Genomic DNA, 26,511 nt, shown 5'->3' on the forward strand with positions numbered 1-26,511 from the left:
GGAAGTGACACAATGGTCTTGCGAAAAGTTAAAGAAGCGAGTTATTTAACGGCGGAGAATTACTTTCGGTATCGAGCAATTTTGCGTTTTTTTTATACTCAGCATGAGCGAATGCGGGAATTTATTTTTCCTGGAGAAGTATTTTTATCATTAAAAGAAGTTGAAGGGTTTTCAGAATATACAGAAGATCAATTGCAGCTAGATTTGAATCAATTAGTCGAATGGGGGAATTTATCCCCTAAGCAGGAAATTGGTAGTGCTCGTACCATTGATGAATACAAGAAAAAGCGATTTCGTTATCAGCCAACGCCGTATACGATTGAGTTTGAGCGATTGTTGATGGAGATGGAAAATAAAGAAGAATCGTTTGGTGGAGCACTTGAACGAACGCAGTTTGAGCGGTTATATCGGTTGATTCAAGATGTTGAAGAAGTGGTGTTTGGACAAACTAAGAAGCAGGATGAAGAAGTAAATCAATTATGGGAAGATGTGCAAACGTATTTCAAACAGATTGTGCAGAATACTTCTGACTATATTGCCTACATAAATAGTGAAGCGGTTGAAGAAAGAATGCAGACTGAAGCGTTTTTGCTATATAAGGATCAGTTCACAAAATATTTAAGAGAATTTATTCGTGCTATGCAGTCGACTTCTGAACAAATCAAGTCCGTTCTAGCTGAGCTGCCAGAAGGTAAGCTGTACCCTTTTTTTGAACAAGTATGGAGACATAAAGCACAAGCTCGTTTGGAAGAAGTGGATGTAACCAATGAGAGAAGACCGCTTGAAGAATATACTGGCCGCTGGCAATCAATGCAGCAGTGGTTTCGCGGAACGCAGTCATATGGTAAGAGCGAGGCTGAAATGCTCCTGGACCGAACGTCTGAGTCGATTCGGAAGATTACTCAAGTTGTTCAAAGAATGGGAGAACGTCATCAGAATTTCAGGAGTCGCCGTGAAGAATATTTATATCTCGCCAATTGGTTTACCCAATTAGAGAATATAGAAGAGGCTCATAAGTTGTTTGCGACTGCTTTTGGAGTGGAACATACGAGACATTATTATCTCCAAAATACTCGTTCAGAAAATCTTTATGAAGAGGAGTGGTCGCATACGCCTCAGATCCATATTACTAAACCCGGTGTTAGACAATATCGCGAAAAGACAAAATCTGGAGCGGTTGTGGATCAGACGCTGAAGAGAAAAGCGGCACGCGAAGAATATCTGAAAGAAAAAGCCAACGAGCGAAAAGCGATTGAACAGTATATTGTCAATCAGTCTATTGAATTAGAAAAGTTAGAGAAAGTGGAGCCTTCTGTTCGACACATCTTTTTGTCTTGGATCGGAAAAGCAATGGGACAAAAAGATCGTACGATTCAAACGGATCTTGGGATTCGCGTGAAAGTTTTGCTAAAAGATGAAAGAATAATATTGAGATCGTATGATGGCGACTTAGAGATGCCAAATGTTACATTCAAAATAGTGGAAGAGAAAGGAAAAAAGGGTCATGGTGCTTGAAATCGGATTTAATGCAGAGCAAGAAGAAGCACTCATGATACTTTTTGAGCAGTATTGGGTGTTGCGGAAGAAGGATCCTGAGTCTTATAGAGTGATTCGAGAAAATGAAAAAGCGCTGAAGCGCTACATTTCTGAAAAATTCGGTTATGCTTTTATCATACACAAAGATTTTATCAAATTGGAGAAAGTTCCAGTTGAGCCGAAGACTTGGATGGGGTTACGGGATTTTCAAGAGCCTAGAGATTATGCGTTGTTTTGCTGCGGTCTGGCTTACATGGAGAATCGATCGATCGAGGATCAGTTTTTGCTTTCCGAATTGACTGAAGCGTTAACGGAATTGTTTCCCGGGCTGTTTTCATTAGATTGGACAAATTATCAGCATCGCCTATCACTTGTTCGTGTAATCAAAAAACTAGTTGAACTGGATCTACTTCAAGAAATCGATAGCGACACTGGTGGTGTGGAAGGATTTGCCCTCACGGATAATCAGGAAGTCTTATTTCAGTCGACGATCTACTCGCGGTACTTTATGCGGACGCATGCAAGGTCTTTAAAAGAAACACAGTCTATTGAGGAGATTTTGAAAATGGATTGGGAACGAGATCAAGAAGACCAGCGAAGAAAACGGGTCTATAGACAATTGCTTTTAGAACCAGTGCTGTACCGTGAAAGTGAAGAGGATTTACTATTTGATTATATTCGGCGCTTTCGCAATCGAGTTAGAGAAGATATTGAAACACATACCCCATATGAACTGCAAATCACGAAAAATATGGCAATGCTGACACTGCCGGAACAGAAACAGCAGTTAGAAAGCTTCCCTGATCGTAAAGCGGTCTCTTCAGTTAGTCTGCATTTCCTTACGATGATTCAGGAAAAGCTGGATCATCGTGAGGTGGACCCTTTTGGTGAGATTCGGCTGACTCAAGCACAGTTTGAACAAATGATACAAGAGATGAGAAAAAAATATCAGCATGGCTGGAGCAGTGAATATCGGGAAAAAAGCACGCTCCAGAAAATAGCAGAAGATGTTTTCAGGCAACTAGACGAGTGGTCCTTTTTGAAAAAAGAAGAACAGACTGGACTGATTGTTTTAAGACCGGCAATGTCGCAAATGATTGGTCAATATCCAGCTGATTTTGCGAAATCAGTAGAGGAGGAATCGTAGTGCAGAATACTGCAGAACGCAATAAATGGAAAGTCAACCGAGCAGGATTGTTTAACTACTGGTATTACGAAGACCAGGCATTTGATTTTGCGGGTGGAAAATTATTACTGAGAGGAAATAATGGTGCAGGAAAATCGGTCACGATGCAAAGCTTTTTACCTGTACTTCTAGATGGATCCACTCGTCCTGAAAGGTTAGATCCTTTTAATTCTAAGGCGCGCAGAATGGAAGACTACCTATTAGGAGAAAAGGAAGTTTCTGGCCACGATGAACGCACAGGCTATTTGTATATGGAGTTCAAACGGGAGCAGACGGAACAATATATGACGATCGGAATTGGTCTGCAGGCTAAACGCGGAAGTCAACTAAAATTCTGGGGATTCATTTTGACGGATAATCGGCGTATAGGGCACGACTTCCCTCTTTATAAAATGGAAAACCATGACGGCGAACAGGTGAAAATTCCTTTGTCCAAAATTCAACTAAGGAACCAAGTAGCTAATGGTGGATATGTGGTGGATAAAAGAAAAGACTATGCCAGTCTAGTAAATGAATATATTTTTGGATATGAAACCATTGAACAGTATGAAGACTTAATCAAATTATTGATTCAGTTAAGAAGCCCCAAGCTTTCCAAAGATTACAAACCATCGGCGATTTATGAAATCTTAGAAGAGGCATTGCCGCCATTATCAGATGAAGATCTGCGTCATCTTTCAGACACCATCGAACAAATGGATCAGACAAAACAGCAACTCGACCAATTAGAACGCGAGTATACTGCGATCACAGATTTGAATAAAGTGTATACGGCTTATAATGAAAAAATCTTGTATGATCAAACAATGGGTTATCTAGAAGCTGAAAAAAGAAAACAAGACACTGAACAACGGTATCAAACAGCTGTCGATAAAGCGAAACATCACGAAGATTCGTTAGCATGTTTAGCTCAAACGATTAATCTTCAACATATCGACTTAGAAACAGCCAGAAAGACGCGTCAGCGATTAGAGCATCACGAAGTCTGGAATCTAGAAGAGGAAAGACAAGATAATGAGAAACGGCTTGAAGAAGAAGAGAACATTAAAGAACAAACCGAACAAAAGGTAGACAAAGTACGTAAAAAGATACATACAGAGCAATCTGGGTTAGATGATATGGAACTGAAAATCAACCAGCGTCAAGAAAGAATAGAGGACTTGTTAGAAGAATTAGAAGCCGATGCGCTTGAAGCCTCATTTATCGAAGCGGATCGGATGCATCAAGAGGATTTTCAAGAGAACAAGCAGAATCCCTTTTCTTTTAGTGCATGGAATCGTCAGGCTAGAAATCAGTTGAAGCATTTAGAAGAAATTAAAGAATCATTAAGAAAATTGGAAATGCTGCAAAAACAGTATCAAGAAAAAGATCAGGAACTGGGGCAGTACAAACAAACAATGGATGAACTGAGAAACAGTGAAAAAGACTGGGAGCAGTGGTTCAAAGAAGAAAAAAATCAGCAGTTGAACAAAATCCACGAATGGATAAAAACGGCCGATTATCTTATGGTTTCAGATGAGCAGATACAGGAAGCTTCTCGCGCATTGGACCGACTATATGAAGAAACTAGGTACGATCAGGTTCGGGAACCGATCCAAGCCGCATTGAATGCGTATAAGAGTGGAAAGCAGAAAAATCTGGCTGTTTTACGTGTTCATCAAGACAGAACAAATAAAATAATCGAAGAGCTTGAGCAGGAAGCAACGGAATGGAAAAACAAGAAAGATCCAGATCCCGATACTCACCCGAAAACCAAAGAAATGCGAGAGCAATGGAAGCAGCAAGGGATTCAAGCAGAACCTCTATATAATGTGGTAGAGTTCCGTGAAACGGTAGATGAAGAAACAAAAAAACGCATTGAAGCGGCATTGATTGAAACAGGTTTATTGGACGCTGTCGTTTCTGAAGAGGAAGTGATGGTTGAATATGACAGGATCCTGCGGCCAAACCCGCAGCTGATGGCGTATACCTTGTCGGAATTTCTGCAACCGGATGTAAGCGAAACTTCGGTAACGGCCGAATTCGTTGAACAGATCCTGCAAAGTATTTTGATTGATGAGTCAGATGAGCAGGTATTATCTATTTCTGAAAAAGGGCATTATTCTATTGGATTACTGAAGGGTCATGCTGTGCCTGTAGAAACGGTCCGCTTTATTGGAAAGAATGTGCGCAAGAGATACCGGGAAGAGCAGATTCGGTTATTAGAAGAACAGATCCAATCAGAAAAGCAAGAATTGGAAAAAATCGAAACGGATATAGAAAGAAACGAAAGCTCTATCCGGCAAGCTGACCATGACTTCAAGGAATTCCCAAATGATGAGAACTTATTTGGTCTTTACGACAAACTGGAAAAAGCTCGATTTAACATAAATCAACTGAATGACACGATCCAGAGACTATCTGAAGCAGTGAAAAGGATCGGAAAAGAAGTAAGAGAGCTTGAATTATCGATTAAAGCGCAAACAAAAGAAAATCGTCTGAATTTGACGGTTCAAGAATATGTGACAGCTGCTGATCATATGCACGAATACGAACGGATGCTTTCTGAATTAAAAAGAGAACAGGAACACTTTTTGAATGAAGAAGAGAGAAAGCAAGAGACGATCAATCGATTGGAAGACTTAGAAGAGGAGATCCTGGAGTTAAAAGGGGATTTCAATGTCGTTCAAGACAGAATAACACGTTTAGAAAAAAATATTGAGCAAATAGAACGGCAAATGGACCAAGCCGGGGTGAAAGACATACGAGATCAAATCCAATCTGTCATAGAAGAAATAGAGAAATTAACAGAAGAGATTGAGCGGAATAAAGTATCTCATACGGAACATAGAGTAGATCTGACTCATGTTGAAAAAGATATTGAAGATCTAGAAACAGAACGAACATTTTTTGCTCAATTAGTCAAGGCTTGGAGAAAGTCTTACGTTAATGAAATGAAAAGAGCATTGGTAACCTTTGATGACGACGAATCCACCGAAATGCTAGAGGCTTCTGAAGTTCTTAAAGCGTTGAGTGGTCGTGTTTCTACAAAAGAAACGGCACAACTAACAAGCCAATTATCTCGAGTACGGAATGATCGTCAAGATGACTTAATAGAGTATAGTCCGCTTCAGCGCAGTCTTTTTCAAGAAACAGAACATTGGATGCAAGAGGTAGAAGGTGGAGAGAAACAGTTATTGATCAATCAGTGGAAGCAAGCTGGTTCAAGAGAAATCATTGAATTAACTGCACAAGGGAAACGAGTCAGTCCTTACCTCGTAGGAGAAGATTTGAAACAAGAAAGAGAACGTCAGAGTGTGATGTTGGATGAACAAGATAAAAAACTATATGAAGAGATTTTGTTCCATTCTGTAGGAATGAAACTTCGTGCCCGCATCGATAGAGCCGAACGCTGGGTAGAAGAAATGAGGAAGCTGATGGAATCAAGGAATGATTCATCAGGCGTAGAATTCTCCATTCGCTGGAGACCTCGTACAGCTGAAACAGAAGAAGAAATGGACACCAAAGATTTGGTGGAGTTGCTGCGTCAAAATCCTAGAGCATTAAAAGATGAAGCAATAGATCAAGTGACCAAGCACTTCCGGACAAAAATCAACCGTGCAAAAGTTTTGATGAATGAGTCTACAGAAATGCAGACTCTTCTTCAAGTTTTAAAACAAGTGTTGGATTATCGTCGCTGGTTTTCCTTTGAATTGAGCGTGAAACGCACGGGAGATGAACGCAGAAAACCATTGACCAATACGCAATTCGACAAATTCAGTGGTGGAGAAAAGGCCAGAGCCATGTATATCCCACTATTTATTGCGACCTATTCTCGCTATCTGGAAGCGGGTGACGAGGCCCCTTATCTGATCTCTTTAGATGAGGCATTTGCAGGGGTAGATGAACGCAATATAGCAGATTTATTTGAAGTGGTTGAAGAATTAGGATTCAACTACATCATGAACTCGCAAGCGATCTGGGGAGACTATGAGACCGTTTCTAAATTAGCCATCAGTGAATTGTTCCGACCTCAAAATGCAGATCATGTAGTAGTCATTCGATATCTTTGGGACGGACAAAAGCGTGTAATGGTTAATGATGAAATAAGTGAAAGCTGACTTCGCACTAGATTTAAAAGTAAAGGTTGGTTATGTTATGAACGAAGCATTGAAAGAAGCCGTCGCTTTTTTTAAAGCGGAAGCTGTGTATGGGAAACTTTTTTCAGCTTTTGCAAAAAAATATCGGTCACTGGGAAGAATGAGTGGAAGTATTTCTCTTGAGAAGTACTCCATAGGAGAAATAGAAACCATTGCAAGATTTTTAGGGATGAGACAAGATCTGTTACTTGATCAGAATAAAGTATCCATTCAAGCATTTGAAAAACAGTTAGCCATTTATAGATTTGAAGGCGTCTCTTTGAAAGAGATAGTGGAAGCGTATTGTGGTATCCATTTAGTATCTAATAGGGAAAAACGTGAAGCAAAACTGATTAAAAAACACATTTTTTTCGAGAAACAGAAGGAGACTTTTCCAAATTTATCTTATTGGCTTCAATACATCCAAAGTCAACCAAAAGAGAATCGCTGGTTGCATCAACTCATCGATCAAGATAAATCCGAGTTTTCGGATTTGATAAGACGATTAAATCAACTTGTTGAAAATTTACCTAAAAAGCCGATTCGTTTACCGGTCTTTGCTCAGCAGCAGTTAGGCAATCCACATGCTTTAGATCGCAATCAATGGTTAAGTAGATTATTTCTGCATAAATTGTCATTCGATATGGCCAATATTGAAGAATCACCTGTGATAGAAGTGCCTAATAGTAGTGAAGAGTATAGCGAATTGCTGCTGACATTCAATTTATTGCGAGATGATATTACCAATGATATCACGCTGGTCAATATTCTAGCTGATACGAAAGTTGAAAATAAACAGGCAGTGTGGCGTGCCGCTAGTCAAACACATACTGTAATGAACGTGCCGATACGTGAACTGCTTGCTGTAGAATCATTATATCCTTCAAACTCCAGTAAAAAAGTCCATATAGTAGAAAATTCGGGAGTTTTTTCAAGCATTATAGATGAAGTACCGCAAGTCCCTTTAATCTGCACTCATGGTCAGTTTACTTTAGCCACTTGGAAATGTTTGGATTTATTTGACGAATCGACTCATTTTTATTATGCCAGTGATATGGATCCGGAAGGAATAGGCATGGCGAATCGACTGATTGAAAGATACGGAAATCGAGTGATATTGTGGAAGATGGATGCTAAATCCTACGAAAAAGCTGTGTCTTCTGATAATGATTTAACGTTTCGTCGTATTCAACAGTTAAAAGGCTTAAAAAGCCCGATGCTGAAAGAATTGAAAATGAAAATGGTTGAATTAAAGTCCCCAGCTTATCAAGAAGCCTTGTTAGATGAAATGATTGAAGAGTTGGAAAATAATTACTGAGAAGCAATGTTTATTTGCCAATTTTGTCCAGATAAGAGGTTTGGATCATTAAATTGGGTTGAAAGACATAGAGACAGTCTTACAGGCTCTGCTAAACTAGTATTCGTAGGAACTGCAGATTATGGCAATAACAAATAAGATGTTTCAAGATCGTGCTCAAAAATATGAAAAAGATATAGGAATTTTAATCTCAAAGGAAATGATCGATGAATTGAAAATTATAGTCGAAACAAAGTTTTCTTTGTATATAGAAGGAGATAGGCTAGTGATTGAACCAAAACAGATGAACTTAATCATTAAAGAAATGGTAGATTTAATCACTGAAGAAAATAAACACAATCAATAGACTTTGGAAAGCCATTGGGTAGAGAAAATTTGTAAAGATGAGAGAACTGGGAACTAAACCTTATGTGCATTTCCACTTTCACTATTTTTAGTGTCATTTAGGAATATTTAGTTTTTTACTATAAAAATGTGAATGAACAATCAAACGAGCGAAAATGTTCCCAAATCGAGTAATATAAATAGACAAGCACTCAGTTTGAAAGACAAATGAATAAAAGGTTTTTAAAAGTAGCTTTGTGTATTGGTTTGGTAGTAGTTTTAGGTATTTATTTTTTAAGTAATAATTTTGCAAATGCTGGAGAATATGAGGCTTTAGATGGAATAGTTTCATAAAATTTCAAAAAAAGGTGTTGCTACAATCATAGGAACTTTATAATATGACGAATCACATTATGAAGTAGGACTGCCATACAAGATCTATACGCATTTAATTTTTATGATTGAAATACTGATTAAATTTATTGATTCTAACCCTTTATCTAATACTGATTTTCCATCCATATGTTCAACATCTCTCATATCAATTATTTCAATAGGCAGATTTTATTAGGGAATTTTTTCTAATGGTTCTTTTTAAATTCTAAATCTCGATGTAGTGTTGCAATTAACCTATTGCGTTATTAAATGTTATTTAGTATAATTAATGATAAGGAGTGATGTAAATGTTAACAACAAAATTGCGGAAACAAGGAAGTTCCGTTGTGGTTACTATACCTGCTTCTGAAGCGAAAAATTTAGACATGAATGTAGAATATATTGTAAGAACGGATAAGAATGGAAACATATCCTTAATTCCCAAACTAGATAACCCATTCAAAAAGGCGGAACCTGGAGAATATTATGAAAAAGATGTGTGGGCAGATATGAAACCGGCTGGAAAAGAGGTCTGGTAGATGTCAGTTGATAAGTATATTCCCCATAAAGGAGATATTATCTGGATTGACTTTGATCCATCGGCTGGAAAAGAAATTCAAAAAAGAAGACCTGGATTAGTGGTATCATCTTATGCATTTAATAAAAGCACTTATTTCGCAGTCGTCTGTCCTATTACTTCTACTTTGAAAAACTACTCAACTCGATTCAATTTGACGAGCACATCAAAAATTAAAGGACAGGTATTGATTTCTCAATTAAAATCACTTGATTATATGGAGAGAAATAGTGAGTTTGTTGAAAAAATATCTACAAATGAACTAGAACAAATCAACCAACTCGTATCTTTTGTTTTTGCTGAATAGTTAGGCCAAAGAAAAATGAATGCTGCTTTATAAATTATGAAATAAATCGCAAACAAATTTTAAACTTCGAATAAAATAATTAGATGAAACGACTGATTCTCATGTGAATCAGTCGTTTTTAAAATTTATCTATCAAATTTAAAAAACATAATCGTAAATTTATTATTCCCTATCCGGTACATGGGTAATCAATAGAAGGAAAAATTAATTATTTAGAATTTAAATATTAAAATTCTCCTATTTTAAAATAAATTCTAGCCAAGCTAAAAATGAATAAACTAACTTCTAGATAAGAGTAATACCCTCTTTAACTTTCAGGGTTTTTAAAATTTGTGTTTCTTTTTCTCTAAAGTCAGTATAGCTGCTGATTTGTCTCAAATCAGTATCTACTACCGCTGGGTGAACCATTACTTCGATAGAATGGTAAGGTAGAGAAGACAGCTCTTCAAATAACTGGTCGTTAATGCCTTCTTTATAAAAGTTTAACCAGAGATTTTCAGTAAGTAACTGTTCTGGTTTATCTTTTAATGATTCTGTATAACGGACAGGAAGATTATATTGAGTGCTTAATTCTTGCACAACGGTTTTTAAATCCTGCCAGCCATGAACGTGATGATGACTATCGATGTGGTCAAGAGTAAGTCCTGTCTTCAAGAATTCTTCAATTTGAGTTGTCCATTCTATTTTGACTTGTTCAATTTCAGTTTGTGTCAGTGAAACTTCAGTACTTGTATATTTAAAATGACCACTATCATTAGTCAAGAGGTTTGTTTCTAGTTTATTCAAGGGTTTTCCAAAAGAAAGCGTTAAGTGAATGCCTACTTTTAATGAAGGTGTTTCTTTCGCTAGCTTGATAGCATCTTCTACAGCCATACCATTCATCATAAGGGTAGTACGGGTAACCACGCCATTGATATGAGCATCAATTACACCTTCATTTATACCTTTGGTTAACCCAAAGTCATCAGCATTTACCAAAATTTTCATGTTTAATTCCTCCAGCTAATAGTTTTTTAATTTTCCTGATAATATCGTTCAATTCTAAAGCTCGTCTTATCGCCTCTAAAGTATGAGCGTGAAAACTCTATGACCAGCCCATTTTTGTCTTCAGCGACCGTTTCAATATAAAAACAAGGTTGTCCGACTTCACACTGCAGATAATGACTGATATCTTTATCTGCAAGCGTTATTTCAACGATTTCTGTTGTCTTATGAATAGAGATGCCGTATGTTTCTTTTAGAGTTTTATACAAGGATGCTTCCAGATATTCTTTTTTTAGTCCAGGAGCAATATTCCAAGGAACATAGGCGACTTCATATTGAGTAACTTCGTTGTTAGCTGATCGTGTTCGCTTGATTTTTTGAATGGGATCATTTTCTTCAATGTTAAATCTCTTTTTATGAGAATCCCGAGCAGGTATTACTTCAATCTTCTCTAAGCTAATTTGACCGTATTTTCCCTGTGCTTGAAGTTGTTGTGTAAATCGGTCATCAGTATGAGAGAGTATCTGATTTACTTTGGGTTCGGCTACAAAACTACCTTTACCTCGTTGACGAATAAGGTAGCCTTCTTGAACCAATTGAGTAAGGGCGATCCGCACTGTAGTCCGACTAACATTGAATTCTTTACATAATTCATTTTCTGTAGGGAATTGATCACCTACCTTATATACATCTGTTTTGATTCGTTCAATCAATTTTTCTTTAATAAATGCGTGTAATGACTTTTTCATTCTCCTAAGTCTTCCTTTCGTTTCATTAAATGTATTATAGCAAAAATATAAATGTATGTACATTTAATATTTTTGCTATAAATATGTTTACATTTAAAAATTTGTATGATACATTTTAACTGTGGTTAATCACAAGTCACATAAAAGGAGTATGATTTTAATGAAAGTAGTTATCATAGGGGGGGGATCAAGTTACACCCCGGAAATAATAGAGGGTTTAATATTAAGACAGGATGAATTTCCTGTAGATTTCATAACACTAGTAGATATTGAGAGCGGGAAGGAAAAGCTTGAAATTGTTGGTCAGCTAGCTAAGAGAATGATAGAAAAAGCAGGAGTATCCATTGAACTGTCATGGACTTTAGATAGAAGAGAAGCGCTAGATGGTGCAGATTTTGTTTCTACCCAGATTCGTGTTGGAGGACTCAAAGCAAGAGAGAAAGATGAACGAATCCCTTTGAGTCATGGTTTGATAGGTCAGGAAACAAACGGTGCTGGAGGAATTTTCAAAGCTTTTAGAACGATACCAGTATTATTGGATCTGGCAAAAGATGTCAGTGAAATTTGTCCAGATGCATGGATCATCAACTTTACAAATCCTGCTGGAATAGTGACTGAGGCGTTGCTGAAACACGGAGTGCATAAGAGAGTGATTGGTGTATGTAATATTCCATATAACATGACTCAGTCAGCAGCTGAGATATTAAAGGAAGATCCAAATAATGTACGAATTGAATTTATTGGAATGAATCACTTTGTTTTCGGTTCTAAAGTGTTGGTCAACGGAGAAGATAAATTAAGTAAAATAATTGAAGCATTAGTTAATCAATCTGTAGACTTCTCTCCAGCTAACATAGTAAGTTCCGGATGGTCAGAAACATTTTTGAGAGCAATGAATATGCTGCCTAATCCGTATCATCAATATTATTATCAGAATGAATCTACATTAAAGAAAGATTTAAAAGCCTATCAAGATAACGGAACAAGGGCAGAACAAGTACAAGTTATTGAAGAAGAACTTTTTAATGAATATAAAAATCCTCAGTTAGATATAAAACCAGAAGCATTGGAAAAGCGCGGAGGAGCCTATTATAGTGATGTTGCCTGTAGTTTAATGTCATCAATTTATAATAATAGTCAGAATATTATGACTGTAAATACTTTAAATAATGGTGCAATTGTTGATTTAGCTGAAGATTCCGTTATAGAAGTAAACTGCCTAATTACTAAAGAAGGTCCGGTTCCATTAACAGTTGGACGTTTGCCACAGCAAATTAAAGCTGATATTTTAATGATGAAAGCTTTTGAAGAACAGGCTATCAAAGCGAGCATTTCTGGAGATTACCGTGATGCTTATCTTGCATTTGTTATGAATCCATTAATCAAAGATGAAAAGAAAGCAAAAGTTATTTTAGACGAATTACTTAATGCACATAAGGAATACTTGCCTCAATTCGATCTATAAGTTAATCAGTATATTAAAGCCACGTTAAATTAATTTGGGTCAACTCAATAAAGATTGAGACTGAGTCATTTACAAAATAATGTATGCCTTTTCAAGGGAGGAGGGTTTATTCGAAAAGATAGAAATATTGTTATTTCAAGTATTGGTTTAGTAAAGAATGTGTTTGAGTCATTTTATTGTTTATTCTAAAAAAATAATTGGAGGGAATTATATGGATGCTTTAACAGCTTGGTTAGAGAAATACATTCTTCCGATCGCCGGGAGAATCGGAGCACAGAAACATCTAGTTGCTTTGCGAGATGCTTTTATTGGAACACTTCCTGCTACAATGGCTGGTTCTGTGGCTGTTATGCTAAATGCTATTTTGAGAGATCTTCCACCTCAATTTTTTGAAGGATACGATGGAAATTCGATTCCAGTTATCAGTCAGATTATTGCAATCAATGGGTATGTCTGGAACGGTACACTGGCAGTAGCCGGATTGATTTTCGTCTTTTCTTGGGGATATAATCTCGCCAGAGCCTATGGGGTTAATGAACTTGCTGGAGGAATAGTGGCTACGGCTTCTTCAATTGCCGGTATCACATTTTCTTTTGCAGGAGAAATTACTGGATTGAACCTGGACCAGTCAACAATTGATGCTATTAATATCAATGAAGCAGGCTGGACTGCAACAGCGACAGGAATATCAGCTACCGGGTGGGGCTGGCTGCCACTAAACAACTTGGATAGTAACTTTTTCTTTACAGCAATGATTATTGGATTTGTATCCACCGTTATTTATGCTAAATTAATGCTTGCAAATATTACAATTAAACTTCCTGACACAGTACCACCGGCTGTATCAAAAGCATTTGCTTCAATCATTCCAGCCACCGTTGCTATATATGCAGTAAGTATTTTTTATTGGGTCTTTTCACTTATTTTCCCAGGAATGACATTCTTGGCATGGCTGCAGGAAACGATTGCACTCCCACTATTAGGTCTGTCTCAAGGGTTTGGAGCTGTAATTTTAGCAACATTGTTTGTACAAATATTCTGGTTCTTTGGTATTCATGGACCCAATGTACTAGCCCCTATTTTAGAAGGTGTTTTTGGTGTTGCACAGCTTGAAAATGTAAACCTTTTCCAAGAAGGCGGAGCAGAATTAGTTATAGCAGAAGGGTATAATTGGGTTCGTGGTTCCTTTGATGCTTATGCATGGTTTGGAGGATCTGGTGGTACGATTGTGTTGATTATAGCATTGCTGCTATTCTCTAAACGATCTGATTATAAAACAGTCGGAAAATTATCAGTGGGTCCTGGTATTTTTAATATTAATGAACCATTAATGTTTGGGCTACCGATTGTTTTGAATCCTATTATGTTTATACCATTTCTACTCGCTCCGGTTGTATCAGTTTCGATTGGATACTTTGCTACGATCTGGGGATTAGTTAATCCAGTTTCTCAACAAGTAGCATGGGTTACCCCACCGTTTTTGTTGTCGTTCCTAGCTACAGGTGCTGACTGGAGAGCGCCAATTGTTACGTTAGTCGCCTTTGTTGCTTCATTCTTAATTTGGATACCATTTGTCATAGCAGCAAATAAAATGGATCCAGCATTAGGAGAAGAAGAAATGAAGAAAGCAGAGTAAAAAATGAATAACGGCTGATTCATCTCTTCATGTAAGAGCAACTCAGCCGTTAAATTTTATAAATAAAGGAGTATTGTAATATGATTAAAGTTAATTCAGCATTGCAGCAAGATAAGATTATCGATCTTTTGAATAATCTTAATGATGAAAATATACATTTTACTTACCATGAAAAAGAAGGTATTTCACTTTTATTTGAAACGAATGCAGATGATTTAGAAAAAGCTGCTAAAATAGCAAAATCTGCTATAAAAAATCAAAGTTGGGGTTCAATTCTATATTTTCAGGTGGTTTCAGTTTGAGCTAAAAGAAAGGATGCTCGTCATGTCAAAAAACGGACTATTTTTATTGAGTATCGGTTGTCTACTATTACTATTCAGTGTAAATACTGTTACGGCAGTTTATGATATTTTAAGTTTGGTAACTGCTTTGACATTAATAATGTCAGGCATAATCATAACGATTAAAGGAAAGAATCCTAAACGAAGCAGGGGATAAAATGGAAATATACAGAGAAATGAATATATCAGCTGAGCAGTTATTCACTACGATTACTCGTTCTGTTTTATACGATATAAAAACACAAACGGGTAAAAGTCCTTCTACGGAGCAAATGATTGGATTTGAATACATTAAAACTTTCAGCAAAAATAGTCGAGCGAACATTAAGATAGAAGAATTCAGAATAAATGAAGCTTATCATTACAGGACTCAGACGAACAAAAATGATTTTCTTGTTAAATATGACATTCTGCCTTTGTCAAAGGATAAATGTAAAATACACTATACGGAGGAAGTAGAGTCAATTGGACAAATGCAGAAACTGAATGATGCACTTGTCGGTACACTATTGAACTATTTTAGAAAGAAACGTCTCATGCAAATGTTGCAGAGTATAGAACAAACCTAAAAGAATTCGGATTGTATCAATTAACGGAGGTCAGAGAATGGTTAAAAGATTACTCAGTTGCTACGCAAGTGACTTTAAAAAGATGGATAAATATGATTTAAAAGCGTCCATCAAGGCAAGCGAAGGCAGAACAATTTTATCTGAGAATATTGTGAGTACATCAGTATCACATGGATTGACCAACAGCGAAGTAGCTAAAGCATTCGGAGCAGATTTGATTTTATTGAACGGGTTAGATTTAATGGAGCCCAAAATAGAGGGTATAGATCATGAAGAACAACCAATACAATATTTGAAAAAACTCGTTGGCAGACCCATTGGTGTCAATTTAGAACCAGTGGATGAATCAGCAAAAATGTCTGAAAATAAGCTGGACATATCTAAAGGTAGACAAGCATTTAAAGAAACTTTTGAGAAAGCTAATGAATTAGGTTTTGATTTTATCTGTTTAACTGGCAATCCAGGAACCGGTGTAAGTAATAAAGAAATCATCAAAGCATTAAAAGTCGCAAAAGAAAAGTTCACTGGATTGATTATAGCTGGTAAAATGCATGGTGCTGGTGTTAATGAACCAGTTGTTGATTTAAATGCTATAAAAGATTTTATCATGAATGGTGCAGATATTATCTTGCTTCCAGCTATAGGCACAGTGCCTGGTGTTACAACGAGTATGGTAATGAAAGCTGTTCAGTTAGCTAAACAACATGATGTTTTAACTCTCTCTGCAATCGGGACAAGTCAAGAAACTTCAGCACCTTCAACAATAAGAGAAATTGCTCTTCAAAATAAAATAGCTGGGGTAGATATTCAACACATTGGAGATGCGGGAAGTGGAGGAGTAGCACCGTATCAAAATCTACTCGAGATGTCACGAACGATTAGAGGAGACCGACATACTATTGCACGAATAGCAGGATCAAACGAAAGATAATGATAGGGAAATTTATCAATGAAGAGGTACAACTAGACAGTAAGGTTGTATGTATAATAAGAATGCATTAAATTCTCCGTAATTACCTTTCCATGCGGATAATTTAGTGCATTTTTGATTATATTAGAGTTCAGTTTGAGTATAAAGAGTTACTCACTTACAACTCAACTTAATATCAAATTCCAGTTAGCACATAACGAGTCCTTTGCTTATAACTTGATTCAATACCAGATTTCAGTTAGTACATAAAGGACCATTATCTTTCAACTCATTTTGAAATCAAATTTCAGTTAGTACATAGTGAGTCCTTCAGTTACAACTCAACTTAATATCAAATTCCAGTTAGTACATAAAGAGCCATTATCTTTCAGCTCACTTTGAAATCGAATTGTAGTTGGTATATAAATACGCCTCTAACTACAACTCAACTTAACATCAGAATAATGTTTCAGCTTTTTATTTCTTTTTATAGTAAATAAAGCTAGCTCATCTTCAGTTAGCTCAATTTCTGTTATTCGAATGCTTTACTTACTGTGTTATACTAATTGAAAATGGATGGACAAGGGGTAATGGAATGAAAGTTGTTATTATAGGTGCTTCTTTTGCTGGTGTAGCTGCAGCTTTAGAGGTACGAAATAAACATCTCGATGCAGAAATTATATTGCTGGAAAAAAAGTCAGCTTTAGGTTACATTCCAAACGGCCTGCATCTTTATTGGGAAAAAAGAATTGATAATTTAGAATCAGCTTATTTCATTACAAAAGAAGAGTTGGAAAATCAAAATATCCACTGTAATTTAAAGTCATCAGTAGAAAAAATTGATACAGTGAAAAAAGAAGTTCATTATCTCTGTGATGAACAAGAAGAAACAATTACTTATGATAAACTGATTATCGCAACAGGTTCGAGTCAATTGTCGCAAAAAATCAGCGGCAGTGATGGAGAGCATGTTTTAAAATACAAAGGTCGCTATGAAGCAGAAGCTGCTATAGAAAAAGTCGAATCGAGCGAAAGTGTTACGATTATTGGAGGCGGCCAAGTAGGCGTAGAAGCAGCTGATTTGTTAAACAAACAGCAAAAGCAAGTTACACTCATTGAAAGTATGGATTATGTGTTATTCAAATATTTTGATAAAGATATGATTCAGCCATTGCAAAAGAAAATGCTCGCTGATGGTATTAATTTGCGTTTGCAGCAAACAGTTTCTTCTATAGAAGAAACTGACAATCAACAGGTAAGGATTCAATTAAAAAAGGAAACAGTTAAGAGTGATGCTGTTGTTTTAGGCGTCAATGTTAGACCTGACCTCCACTTTTTAGATGAACACGTTCAACTTCACATGGATCAGACCATTGCAGTTGATCGCTATATGCGAACATCCGCGGAAGATGTCTTTGCCGTCGGGGACTGTATCCAACTGAATTTTGGAGAAGAAAGTGAGATGGTCTATATTCCACTCGTAAACAATGCTGTACGGAGTGGAATCGTAGCAGCTGCCAATCTTAACCAGCCAAAAGTACCATTTAAAGGTTCGTTACGGACTATTGGTACTTCGGCATTTGGCTACTACATTGCTAGTACTGGTATGACTGAAGCAGAAAGTTTATTTACGAATCAAACGATTAAAACTTCTCGTCAAGAAATGTGTTTAACTAGTTTACCAGACGCTAGTACGGTGATGATGAAATGGATTTATGATGCAGACAGTCATATTCTGCTGGGAGCACAAATGCTTTCAAACGCTAATATTTTAGAAAAAATCAATACGCTTGCATTAGCTATTCAAACCAAGCAGACGCTAGAAGATTTGCAACAGAAAGATTATTTCTTTCATCCTTCCTTTTCTCCAATGATTTCAACGACTAATTTCGTTCCCTGGCAAGAAATGAGGGATGATGTAAATGAAAATTGAACACTTTCTTGAAAAAAATGAAATTAGAGAAGTTACGATTTTTAAACAGCTCATTTTAAACGGTGGTAGGCTTTCTTATATGGATATGCTGGATTATTTAAAAGTTGCTAAAGCGTCACTGGACAATGATCTAGACTCTATCTCAGCTCGAATAGGATCTCTATCTGAACAAGTGAACATTTATTATGATGGACAAACCATCTCTTTAAAAATGGATGATGACTATTCTTTACAGCAGATTTATCATCTTTATTTGAGTCAGTCGGTAAAAGTAAAGTTAATCAATTTTCTATTCAAATATCAAGAATTCTCAATTATGCAGCTGACAGAAGAGCTAGCCATCAGCGACTCTTCTTTATTTCGTAAGATTAAAGAACTCAACAGCTATTTGAAAGAATTTGGGATTAAAATTCGTAATGGACAGCTCCATGGAGAAGAATTGCAGATTCGATATTTTTATTTTCAGTTTTATAATTATATTGAAAATAAGGAAGTCTTTACTGATTTACATTCTGATAAACAAATCACTCAAGCAGTACAAGCTGTAGAAAATTTTCTGAAAGTCACCATTGAACCTGAAAATAGACAACGTTTGGCAATCTGGATGATTATCAGCAAAAATCGCGTCAATTGCAAAGACAAGAAATACCAGCATTTGCATAAACAGATGCAAACATATTTAGAAGATCCGTTATACCAGAAAATTCGTATTATGGTTTTACGCTATTTTAGCCGGTATTCGATTGAAGTCGATGAGGAAGAAGCTATGTTGCATTTTGCATTTTTACTGGCTTTTTCAATACTGACGGAACATGAATTTCACGAATATACGCTGATGCGCGATCGTCGGGCTCCCATTGCTTCATTAGATACTTACATTGTAGAAACCATTATTATTCACTACAAATTCCGTAGATTACCTTATATGCTGGAACGTGATATGTTTTATCACCTTTCACATATTCATACAAAGCTATATTTTTTCAAAGGGGATATTGAAGTCTACGAATATGAAGAAATGTTAGCTAAGGAAAAACAGTTTACAGGTAGAAATCTAGTATCATTTGCTCATACATTGTTGACTACTACTACCGATAAATTCATGATCATAGAAGACAAAGAGAATAGCTTATTGAAGATGGAACTACTGAAGTACATCAGTTTACTAGCTATCGTTACTTTTAAGATGACGACTATCGTACAAATCGGTATTGACTTAAAGATGGAAACTATTTATACCGAAACACTCAATCAGATGCTGATGCTTAATATGCGTCATATAAATGGTATTAAGGTAGAAACTTATCAACCCGATAAAGAGTATGACCTAATTCTAACTAATGAAAGGCCAAGTCAGAAGGTTCAATACGGTGATGCCAAAGTATATGTCCTTTCAGAAATCTTATCATCTTTTGATCTGAAAAATATCCAGTCGATTATTCAAGAACTGAATTCATAGAACAAGCCTGCAGGGAACAAACTGAGCTTGTTCTTTTTTAGTTAAAAAATTTTAAATTGTATAGCAAATGATCATTGTCACGTAACCAGACAGAAGTTTTTTGTATCAAATAATTTTTATAATAGTTAATAATAAAATTTAGAGATTGATGGATTTCAGTTTATACTAAATATTTGTCTTTTATTAAGAATGGAATCAGTGAAAGAATGAACTTAAAATAGCAAAATAGTTAAAAATAAATTCAAAACTAGTAGGGAGTTAAAAAATAAGAATTTAATCTTTAAGGTTACCAAAATTAAACACTTCTGGAAAATAACTAATTAGTAAGTAATTATTGTAACGACAGTTGTTTTACAATAGGAATAAAATTAAAAATATATTTTTACGCATACCTTTAGATACTTATAAATTATTTACCTTCACAATTTGGTATAATCCTTATGTAGATTACAAGTAGATGATACTAAGAGATTAGAGTTAAGTATAAATGTTTTTTTCACATTCAATCAATTGAGTAATAATATTTTTTGATTTCCGAAGTAAATAATTATTGATGAAGGGAGTAATACATGGAACTTCAAGGTTTCAAAGATATATTAGATTCTTTAAAAAACAAATCGTTTAGGGAAAAGCAGCTCCGAACTGCTGGTGTAATATCCGAATATGTGAAACAAAAGCATAATATAGATCTGGTTGTAGTTAGGGGATTATCCGTTGAAATTTATACTGAAGGGGGATATTCTACCCAAGATATTGATTTTGTTTGAGTGGGTCATGAAAAAATTATGTCTGCTCTTTTAGATTTAGGATTTAAGAGATTAGGAAAAGATAGTTTGCATGAAGAACTAAAAGTATATGTTGAAGTTCCTGGTTCTATATTAGAAGATTCGGATGAAAAGTATATAAATCAGATTATTACTGATGATCAATTCAGATTAAATGTTATTGGAATTGAAGATATCATTAAGGATCGGATCAGAGCTTATTTACATTTTAAAGAATATAATCAAAGAGATTGGATCTATCAGTTAATAAAAAGACATCTTAAATATTTGGATATTTCATATATTGAAAAAACCCTTGATGTTGAGGAAAAGGCAATCTTCACTAATTTTCTAGATTTAGCAAAAGAGGTAAATTCAGCTGACGATCAACATTTCAAAATGACATCATTTCTTGAAAAGAATCATATTCCCTATACGATTACTGAAGGTAGCATCATTACTATACCAGCTAGAGAAACTTATTATGGATTTACTATGACTCCATATTATATGGTATATACTTATATGGATGAAGAAGATAAAATATTTGTACCAATCCGAAGTAAGTATTTAACTTTAGTTGAATTAATAGAACAATTAGAAAAAATACCGTATAAAGAAGTGAAAGATATTAGGAAAATTATCACTTATCTACATCAAATAAGTCATAGCCAAATTAAAGAATAAGTATTTTCAGGATTTTAAATAAATATGTTATAATAAAAAAAAGGAGGAGTGGACGATGTCAGATATAAAAGTCAAATTAGATAAAAAAGAAGTTCCGAAAGGCATGACTTTAATGGAGTCTAAACTATTAAGTGAACGATTATCGCATAAAATTCCTTATAGTACTGGTCGCAAACGTCCAAGAAATTTCTCCGAGAAAAAAACTTTATTGCGGTGGGAAAAAGAACGTAATGGGAAAAAAATTGGGCATATTTAATCATACTTGAATCTTGACAAAGAAGCCCTCAACGGGGCTTCTTTTTATTATATTACCTTGAAAAAGTAACTATAAATAGCTGAGAATAATTTGGAAATTGATTCGGATGAAAATTTTTTCTGAAATACAAAAGTATATTCTAACAATTATTTTAGGGTAGTGAAGAAAGTAAGGTATTAATACAGAAGCCTATTTTGCTGGAAGTAGCTGCAGCGTTAAACTATCTAATACCTTATTCAAATTTATAAACATTCTTCTACAAATTATTCAAGAACTGAATTCATAGAACAAGCTGCAGGGAACATACTGAGCTTGTTCTTTTTTAGTTAAAAATTTTTCACTTAATATAAAGAAATTCATTGGTATTGTAGGATTTTAGAGCCTATTATCCAAAAATCTCTCAAAAAATTTTAAAATTAAAAAAAAGCTGACATTTTTTTTGGAAGAAAAACGGTTACAATGAAAAAGTAAAGAAATTGCTTGCACATACAAGGAGGAAATTAAAATGGCAGAAAAAAAATATGTTATGTCAATTGACCAAGGTACAACAAGTTCGAGAGCAATTATATATGATAAAAAAACAAATACAATAGGAAGCTCACAAAAAGAGTTTACTCAAATTTTTCCACAAAGTGGCTGGGTAGAACATAACCCAAATGAAATATGGAATTCAGTGCAGTCTGTAATTGCTGGGGCATTTATTGAATCCGGTGTCAAACCAGATGAAATTGCCGCAATCGGGATTACGAACCAACGTGAAACGACCATTATCTGGGATAAAAAAACAGGTCTCCCCATCTATAATGCAATTGTCTGGCAGTCTCGTCAATCTGCTCCTATCGCTACTAAACTATACGAAGATGGATATTCAGAGATGATCCATGAAAAAACTGGCTTGATCATTGATTCGTATTTCTCAGCAACCAAAATTCGCTGGATTCTTGATCACGTAGAAGGTGCTCAAGAACGTGCTGAAAAAGGTGAATTGATGTTTGGTACGGTAGATACTTGGCTAGTTTGGAAATTAACAGGTGGAGAATCATTTGTTACTGACTATTCAAATGCCAGTCGTACAATGCTATATAACATCCACAAGCTGGAATGGGATCAAGACATTTTAGATTTATTGAATATTCCAAATGCTATCATGCCGGAAGTTAAGTCTAATTCAGAAGTATATGGACATACAACTAACTACCACTTCTATGGAGCAAATACACCTATCTCGGGAATGGCTGGGGACCAGCAAGCTGCACTATTCGGTCAGATGGCTTTCGAACCGGGAATGGTAAAAAACACTTACGGAACAGGTTCATTTATTGTCATGAATACAGGAGAAACTCCACAGCTATCAGAAAATAACTTACTAACAACAATTGGATATGGCATTAACGGAAAAATCAATTACGCGTTAGAGGGAAGTATTTTCGTAGCAGGATCGTCTATTCAATGGTTACGTGATGGATTAAAAATGCTTGAAAATTCTGCCGATTCAGAAGCTCTTGCTAAAACTTCTGAAAACGATAATGAAGTATTTGTTGTACCGGCCTTTACTGGACTTGGTGCACCTTATTGGGACTCAGATGCTCGAGGGTCAGTATTTGGATTAACTCGTGGCACATCTAAAGCTGACTTTGTCAAAGCTACTTTGCAGTCCATTGCTTATCAGACTCGTGATGTAATCGACACGATGAACAAAGATGCTGGCATTGATATTCCATTACTCAAAGTAGATGGTGGAGCTGCAAATAACGACTGGCTATTACAATTCCAAGCGGATATCTTGGGTACTAAAGTCCAACGTGCTCACAATTTAGAAACAACAGCTTTAGGAGCAGCTTACTTAGCTGGTTTAGCTGTTGGGTTCTGGGAAAGTGTAGATGAAATTAAAAATATGTATGAAGAAGGCGGCATTTTTGAACCACAAATGCCAGAAGCTGAACGTGAAAAATTATACAAAAACTGGAGATTAGCTGTTAAGGCTACGCAAGTATTCAAACCAGAAGCGTAAAAGGAGGAAATAGAAGTATGAATTTCTCAATTGAACGAAGAAAGCAAGATATCCAAACTTTAAAAGAAGAAACTCTTGATGTCTTGATCATTGGAGGCGGAATCACAGGTGCTGGAATTGCCTTGCAAGCCAGCGCTTCTGGACTAAAAACTGGATTAGTAGAAATGCAGGATTTTGCAGAAGGAACCTCTTCTCGCTCTACTAAATTAGTTCATGGTGGAATCCGTTACTTGAAAAACTTCGATGTAGAAGTTGTAGCAGATACTGTTCAAGAACGAGCTGTCGTACAAGGAGTTGCGCCACATATTCCTAAAGCTGATCCAATGATCCTACCGATTTATGATGAACCGGGTTCAACCTTTTCAATGTTTTCATTAAAAGTTGCAATGGATTTATATGATCGCTTGGCAGGCGTTACCGGAACAAAATATGCCAATTATACTTTGACAAAAGCAGAAGTTCTTGATCGTCTCCCACAACTTAATCCCAAAGGACTACTCGGTGCAGGAGTTTACTTGGACTACCGCAATAATGATGCCCGCTTAGTGATTGAAAATATTAAACAAGCTGCTGCAGATGGTGGACATATGGTTAGCCGGATGAAAGTAATAGGAATCTTACATGATGAGAAAGGTAAGGTTTCAGGAGCGGAAGTAGAGGATCTATTATCAGGAGAAAGGTTTGAAATCAACGCACGTGTTGTGTTGAACTCAACTGGTCCTTGGTCTGATACGATTCGTCAAATGGATGATAAACTAGATGTCCTTCCTCAAATGAGACCGACTAAAGGTGTTCATTTAGTGGTTGATCGTGAAAAATTACAAGTACCACAGCCCACTTATTTCGATACAGGTAAAAAAGATGGTCGAATGGTGTTTGTGATTCCTCGTGAAGAAAAGACTTACTTTGGAACGACTGATACGGATTATAATGGAGATTTTGCACATCCAACTGTTGAGCAAGATGATGTCGACTATCTGTTAGAGGTTGTTAATACTCATTATCCTTCAGCGAATCTTACCATTGATGATATTGAATCAAGCTGGGCAGGATTAAGACCATTGATCTCAACAAATGGTGGTTCCGATTATAATGGTGGAAATAACCAAGCGATTACAGATGAAAGTTTCGATCATATCCTTTCTACTATTACTAAATATCAAGAAGGTAAAACGGATCGGAACGAAGTAGAAAGTGCCCTTAAAAATATTGAAACAAGTAATTCTGAATCTGATTTTAATCCTTCTGCAATCTCTCGTGGTAGTACTCTGGACATTGATGAAGATGGATTGTTAACAGTAGCAGGGGGTAAAATAACAGATTATCGTAAGATGGCTTTGGGTGCTATGAAAAAGGTTATTGAAATATTGGAGCAAAATTACAGCTTAACGTATGATCTGATAGATTCTACTAAATATCCAGTTTCAGGTGGAGATATTGATCCATCAAAAGTGGAAGAAGAAACAGAAAAAATAGCACAAATTGGAATTGAAAAAGGATTAAGTGAATCAGAAGCACTATATTTGGCTAATCTATATGGTTCAAATGCACCTAAAGTATTTTCTTTACTAGATGATGTAGAAAAAGTAGCAGGACTGAATGCAGCAGAAGCTGTTAGTTTAAGATATGCCATGGATGAAGAAATGACATTGACACCTAGTGATTTCTTGATTCGTCGTACAAACCATATGTTGTTTAAACGTGATACTTTAGATAACATAAAAGAATCAGTGATTAGGGAAATGGCTCGTTATAATGATTGGTCAGATGAGGAAAAAGCTAACTATACTAAAGAATTAGAAGTAGCGATTGCAGAGTCTGACTTAAAACACTTAAAAGGAGATAAAAAGTAGATGACTGGAGATATGTTAACGATATTTAGTGAGTTTTTAGGAACGATGATATTAATTTTGCTTGGTGATGGTGTAGTTGCTGCTGTCAGCTTGAAAAAAAGTAAAGCAGAAGGAGCAGGATGGGTTGCAATTACAATGGGCTGGGGCGCCGGTGTAGCTATGGCCGTTTATATCTCTGGATTTATGGGACCCGCTCATTTAAATCCAGCTGTAACGCTTGGTATGGCAATGATTGGTAATTTGGAATGGTCAATGGTTATACCATTTATAATTGCCCAAGTAGCTGGAGCAATTGTCGGAGCTGTCTTAGTCTGGCTGACATATCTTGCTCACTTCAGAGAAACAACCGATCAAGGAGCAATTCTAGGTACATTTGCAACAGCTCCGGAAATTTACGATACTGTCAGCAATGTAATGTCAGAAGTTATCGGAACTTTTGTATTAGTATTCGGGATCATGGCATTTGGACAAAACTCATTTACCGATGGGTTAAATCCTCTAGTTGTTGGTGTATTGATTCTATCAATCGGTCTTTCACTTGGAGGTTCTACTGGGTACGCAATCAACCCTGCTCGTGACTTAGGTCCCCGTATTGCCCATGCATTCTTGCCACTGAAAAATAAAGGCGGATCAGACTGGGGATACTCTTGGATTCCAGTAGTAGCTCCAATGTTGGGTGCTGCTCTTGCCGCATTGCTTTATATGGTTATCATTTAAAAATATTCTAATAGTTTAGTAATTTACACATGCGTTCTAAATAAAGAATAGTTGAGCGTAACTGATCGACCGACTTAAGTTTGGTATTTGTCCAAACTTAAGTCGGTCGATTTTTATTTCATTAAATCTATAAGATAAACTGACAGGAATAGGATAAAATGAATGAGTAGAACATGTCATCAACTGCTATAGGAAAACATTTCATTTTTTTGTCCTTAATGATAATTATGAGACATGCATTCTTTTGGGAATAAGTAGTGCCTATCATCTCAGAATGGAGCAAAGTACGAAAATTTCAGGCATCTTATATTCACATTAAGGTTATAGTAGAGTGTTATTTACCGACTCAAGTAAGAATTAACGTTCAGTTGGTAGATAACAGATCTTTCTGTATCAGCTTAACTAGGAATTAACGTTCAGTTGGTAGATAACAGCT

At 36.0% G+C, this 26,511-nt stretch carries 23 protein-coding genes; 21 read left to right on the top strand and 2 right to left on the bottom strand.

Annotated elements, in window-relative coordinates:
• Positions 1 to 12: 12 nt before the first annotated feature.
• The 7 genes from BM212_RS03905 (at position 13) to BM212_RS03935 (ending at position 9,741) form a co-directional block, all read left to right on the top strand.
• Positions 13 to 1,515 (top strand): TIGR02677 family protein, encoded by a 1,503-nt coding sequence (locus BM212_RS03905; RefSeq protein ID WP_091896436.1) that lies wholly within the window; start codon positions 13 to 15, stop codon positions 1,513 to 1,515.
• On the top strand, positions 1,505 to 2,683 hold the full coding sequence (locus BM212_RS03910; protein ID WP_091896440.1) for a TIGR02678 family protein: 1,179 nt from the start codon (positions 1,505 to 1,507) through the stop codon (positions 2,681 to 2,683). The genes BM212_RS03905 and BM212_RS03910 overlap by 11 nt, the downstream gene beginning before the upstream one ends.
• Entirely contained in the window at positions 2,683 to 6,822 is a 4,140-nt protein-coding gene (locus tag BM212_RS03915) for a TIGR02680 family protein (RefSeq protein ID WP_177206301.1), read from the top strand. The genes BM212_RS03910 and BM212_RS03915 overlap by 1 nt, the downstream gene beginning before the upstream one ends.
• A complete protein-coding gene (locus BM212_RS03920) occupies positions 6,812 to 8,158 on the top strand; it encodes a TIGR02679 family protein (RefSeq protein WP_091896446.1) in 1,347 nt (448 codons plus the stop codon). The genes BM212_RS03915 and BM212_RS03920 overlap by 11 nt, the downstream gene beginning before the upstream one ends.
• A gap of 121 nt (positions 8,159 to 8,279) precedes the next feature.
• Positions 8,280 to 8,504 carry a hypothetical protein gene (locus tag BM212_RS03925; RefSeq protein WP_072695165.1) on the top strand — a complete coding sequence of 75 codons (225 nt, stop codon included), beginning with the start codon at positions 8,280 to 8,282 and terminating at the stop codon, positions 8,502 to 8,504.
• 661 nt (positions 8,505 to 9,165) lie between these two features.
• Positions 9,166 to 9,396, top strand: a complete 231-nt coding sequence (mazE, locus tag BM212_RS03930) for a type II toxin-antitoxin system PemI/MazE family antitoxin (protein ID WP_072695164.1) — start codon at positions 9,166 to 9,168, stop codon at positions 9,394 to 9,396.
• On the top strand, positions 9,397 to 9,741 hold the full coding sequence (locus BM212_RS03935) for a type II toxin-antitoxin system PemK/MazF family toxin (protein ID WP_072695163.1): 345 nt from the start codon (positions 9,397 to 9,399) through the stop codon (positions 9,739 to 9,741).
• Between the two features lie 285 nt (positions 9,742 to 10,026).
• On the opposite strand, the gene chbG is transcribed toward BM212_RS03935, so the two are convergent.
• Complete coding sequence (gene chbG / locus BM212_RS03940) at positions 10,027 to 10,728, bottom strand: chitin disaccharide deacetylase (protein ID WP_091896449.1); 702 nt, start codon at positions 10,726 to 10,728, stop codon at positions 10,027 to 10,029.
• A gap of 26 nt (positions 10,729 to 10,754) precedes the next feature.
• Positions 10,755 to 11,474 carry a GntR family transcriptional regulator gene (locus tag BM212_RS03945; RefSeq protein ID WP_091896452.1) on the bottom strand — a complete coding sequence of 240 codons (720 nt, stop codon included), beginning with the start codon at positions 11,472 to 11,474 and terminating at the stop codon, positions 10,755 to 10,757.
• Positions 11,475 to 11,634: 160 nt separating this feature from the next.
• Here BM212_RS03945 and BM212_RS03950 point away from each other — a divergent pair, with 160 nt between their 5' ends.
• The 14 genes from BM212_RS03950 to BM212_RS04010 all read left to right on the top strand — a co-directional run bounded on the left by BM212_RS03950 (position 11,635) and on the right by BM212_RS04010 (position 26,075).
• A complete protein-coding gene (locus tag BM212_RS03950) occupies positions 11,635 to 12,939 on the top strand; it encodes a 6-phospho-beta-glucosidase (RefSeq protein ID WP_425434169.1) in 1,305 nt (434 codons plus the stop codon).
• 211 nt (positions 12,940 to 13,150) lie between these two features.
• Positions 13,151 to 14,575, top strand: a complete 1,425-nt coding sequence (locus BM212_RS03955) for a PTS sugar transporter subunit IIC (RefSeq protein WP_072695160.1) — start codon at positions 13,151 to 13,153, stop codon at positions 14,573 to 14,575.
• An 80-nt stretch (positions 14,576 to 14,655) separates the two neighbouring features.
• Positions 14,656 to 14,877 carry a hypothetical protein gene (locus BM212_RS03960; RefSeq protein WP_091896455.1) on the top strand — a complete coding sequence of 74 codons (222 nt, stop codon included), beginning with the start codon at positions 14,656 to 14,658 and terminating at the stop codon, positions 14,875 to 14,877.
• 22 nt (positions 14,878 to 14,899) lie between these two features.
• Positions 14,900 to 15,073 (top strand): DUF3188 domain-containing protein, encoded by a 174-nt coding sequence (locus BM212_RS12400; RefSeq protein ID WP_143744901.1) that lies wholly within the window; start codon positions 14,900 to 14,902, stop codon positions 15,071 to 15,073.
• A gap of 1 nt (position 15,074) precedes the next feature.
• Positions 15,075 to 15,485 (top strand): DUF3284 domain-containing protein, encoded by a 411-nt coding sequence (locus BM212_RS03965; protein WP_091896458.1) that lies wholly within the window; start codon positions 15,075 to 15,077, stop codon positions 15,483 to 15,485.
• 37 nt (positions 15,486 to 15,522) lie between these two features.
• Complete coding sequence (locus BM212_RS03970) at positions 15,523 to 16,416, top strand: DUF7916 family protein (protein WP_091896461.1); 894 nt, start codon at positions 15,523 to 15,525, stop codon at positions 16,414 to 16,416.
• Between the two features lie 574 nt (positions 16,417 to 16,990).
• On the top strand, positions 16,991 to 18,328 hold the full coding sequence (locus tag BM212_RS03975) for an FAD-dependent oxidoreductase (protein WP_091896464.1): 1,338 nt from the start codon (positions 16,991 to 16,993) through the stop codon (positions 18,326 to 18,328).
• A complete protein-coding gene (locus BM212_RS03980) occupies positions 18,318 to 19,787 on the top strand; it encodes an AcpB/EbpR/MafR family transcriptional regulator (protein WP_091896467.1) in 1,470 nt (489 codons plus the stop codon). The genes BM212_RS03975 and BM212_RS03980 overlap by 11 nt, the downstream gene beginning before the upstream one ends.
• A gap of 569 nt (positions 19,788 to 20,356) precedes the next feature.
• Positions 20,357 to 20,554 (top strand): hypothetical protein, encoded by a 198-nt coding sequence (locus BM212_RS03985; protein ID WP_091896471.1) that lies wholly within the window; start codon positions 20,357 to 20,359, stop codon positions 20,552 to 20,554.
• An 18-nt stretch (positions 20,555 to 20,572) separates the two neighbouring features.
• On the top strand, positions 20,573 to 21,238 hold the full coding sequence (locus BM212_RS03990) for a hypothetical protein (RefSeq protein WP_143744902.1): 666 nt from the start codon (positions 20,573 to 20,575) through the stop codon (positions 21,236 to 21,238).
• A 55-nt stretch (positions 21,239 to 21,293) separates the two neighbouring features.
• Positions 21,294 to 21,494: a hypothetical protein gene (locus tag BM212_RS03995; RefSeq protein ID WP_072695152.1), complete on the top strand. Its 201-nt coding sequence runs from the start codon at positions 21,294 to 21,296 to the stop codon at positions 21,492 to 21,494.
• Positions 21,495 to 21,999: 505 nt separating this feature from the next.
• Positions 22,000 to 23,505 (top strand): glycerol kinase GlpK, encoded by a 1,506-nt coding sequence (glpK, locus tag BM212_RS04000; protein WP_091896477.1) that lies wholly within the window; start codon positions 22,000 to 22,002, stop codon positions 23,503 to 23,505.
• A gap of 17 nt (positions 23,506 to 23,522) precedes the next feature.
• On the top strand, positions 23,523 to 25,358 hold the full coding sequence (gene glpO / locus BM212_RS04005) for a type 1 glycerol-3-phosphate oxidase (protein WP_091896480.1): 1,836 nt from the start codon (positions 23,523 to 23,525) through the stop codon (positions 25,356 to 25,358).
• On the top strand, positions 25,359 to 26,075 hold the full coding sequence (locus BM212_RS04010) for an MIP/aquaporin family protein (RefSeq protein WP_091896483.1): 717 nt from the start codon (positions 25,359 to 25,361) through the stop codon (positions 26,073 to 26,075).
• Positions 26,076 to 26,511: the final 436 nt, after the last annotated feature.

The organism is Marinilactibacillus piezotolerans (assembly GCF_900114235.1).
In the GTDB taxonomy this organism is placed as follows: Bacteria; Bacillota; Bacilli; order Lactobacillales; family Carnobacteriaceae_A; genus Marinilactibacillus; species Marinilactibacillus piezotolerans.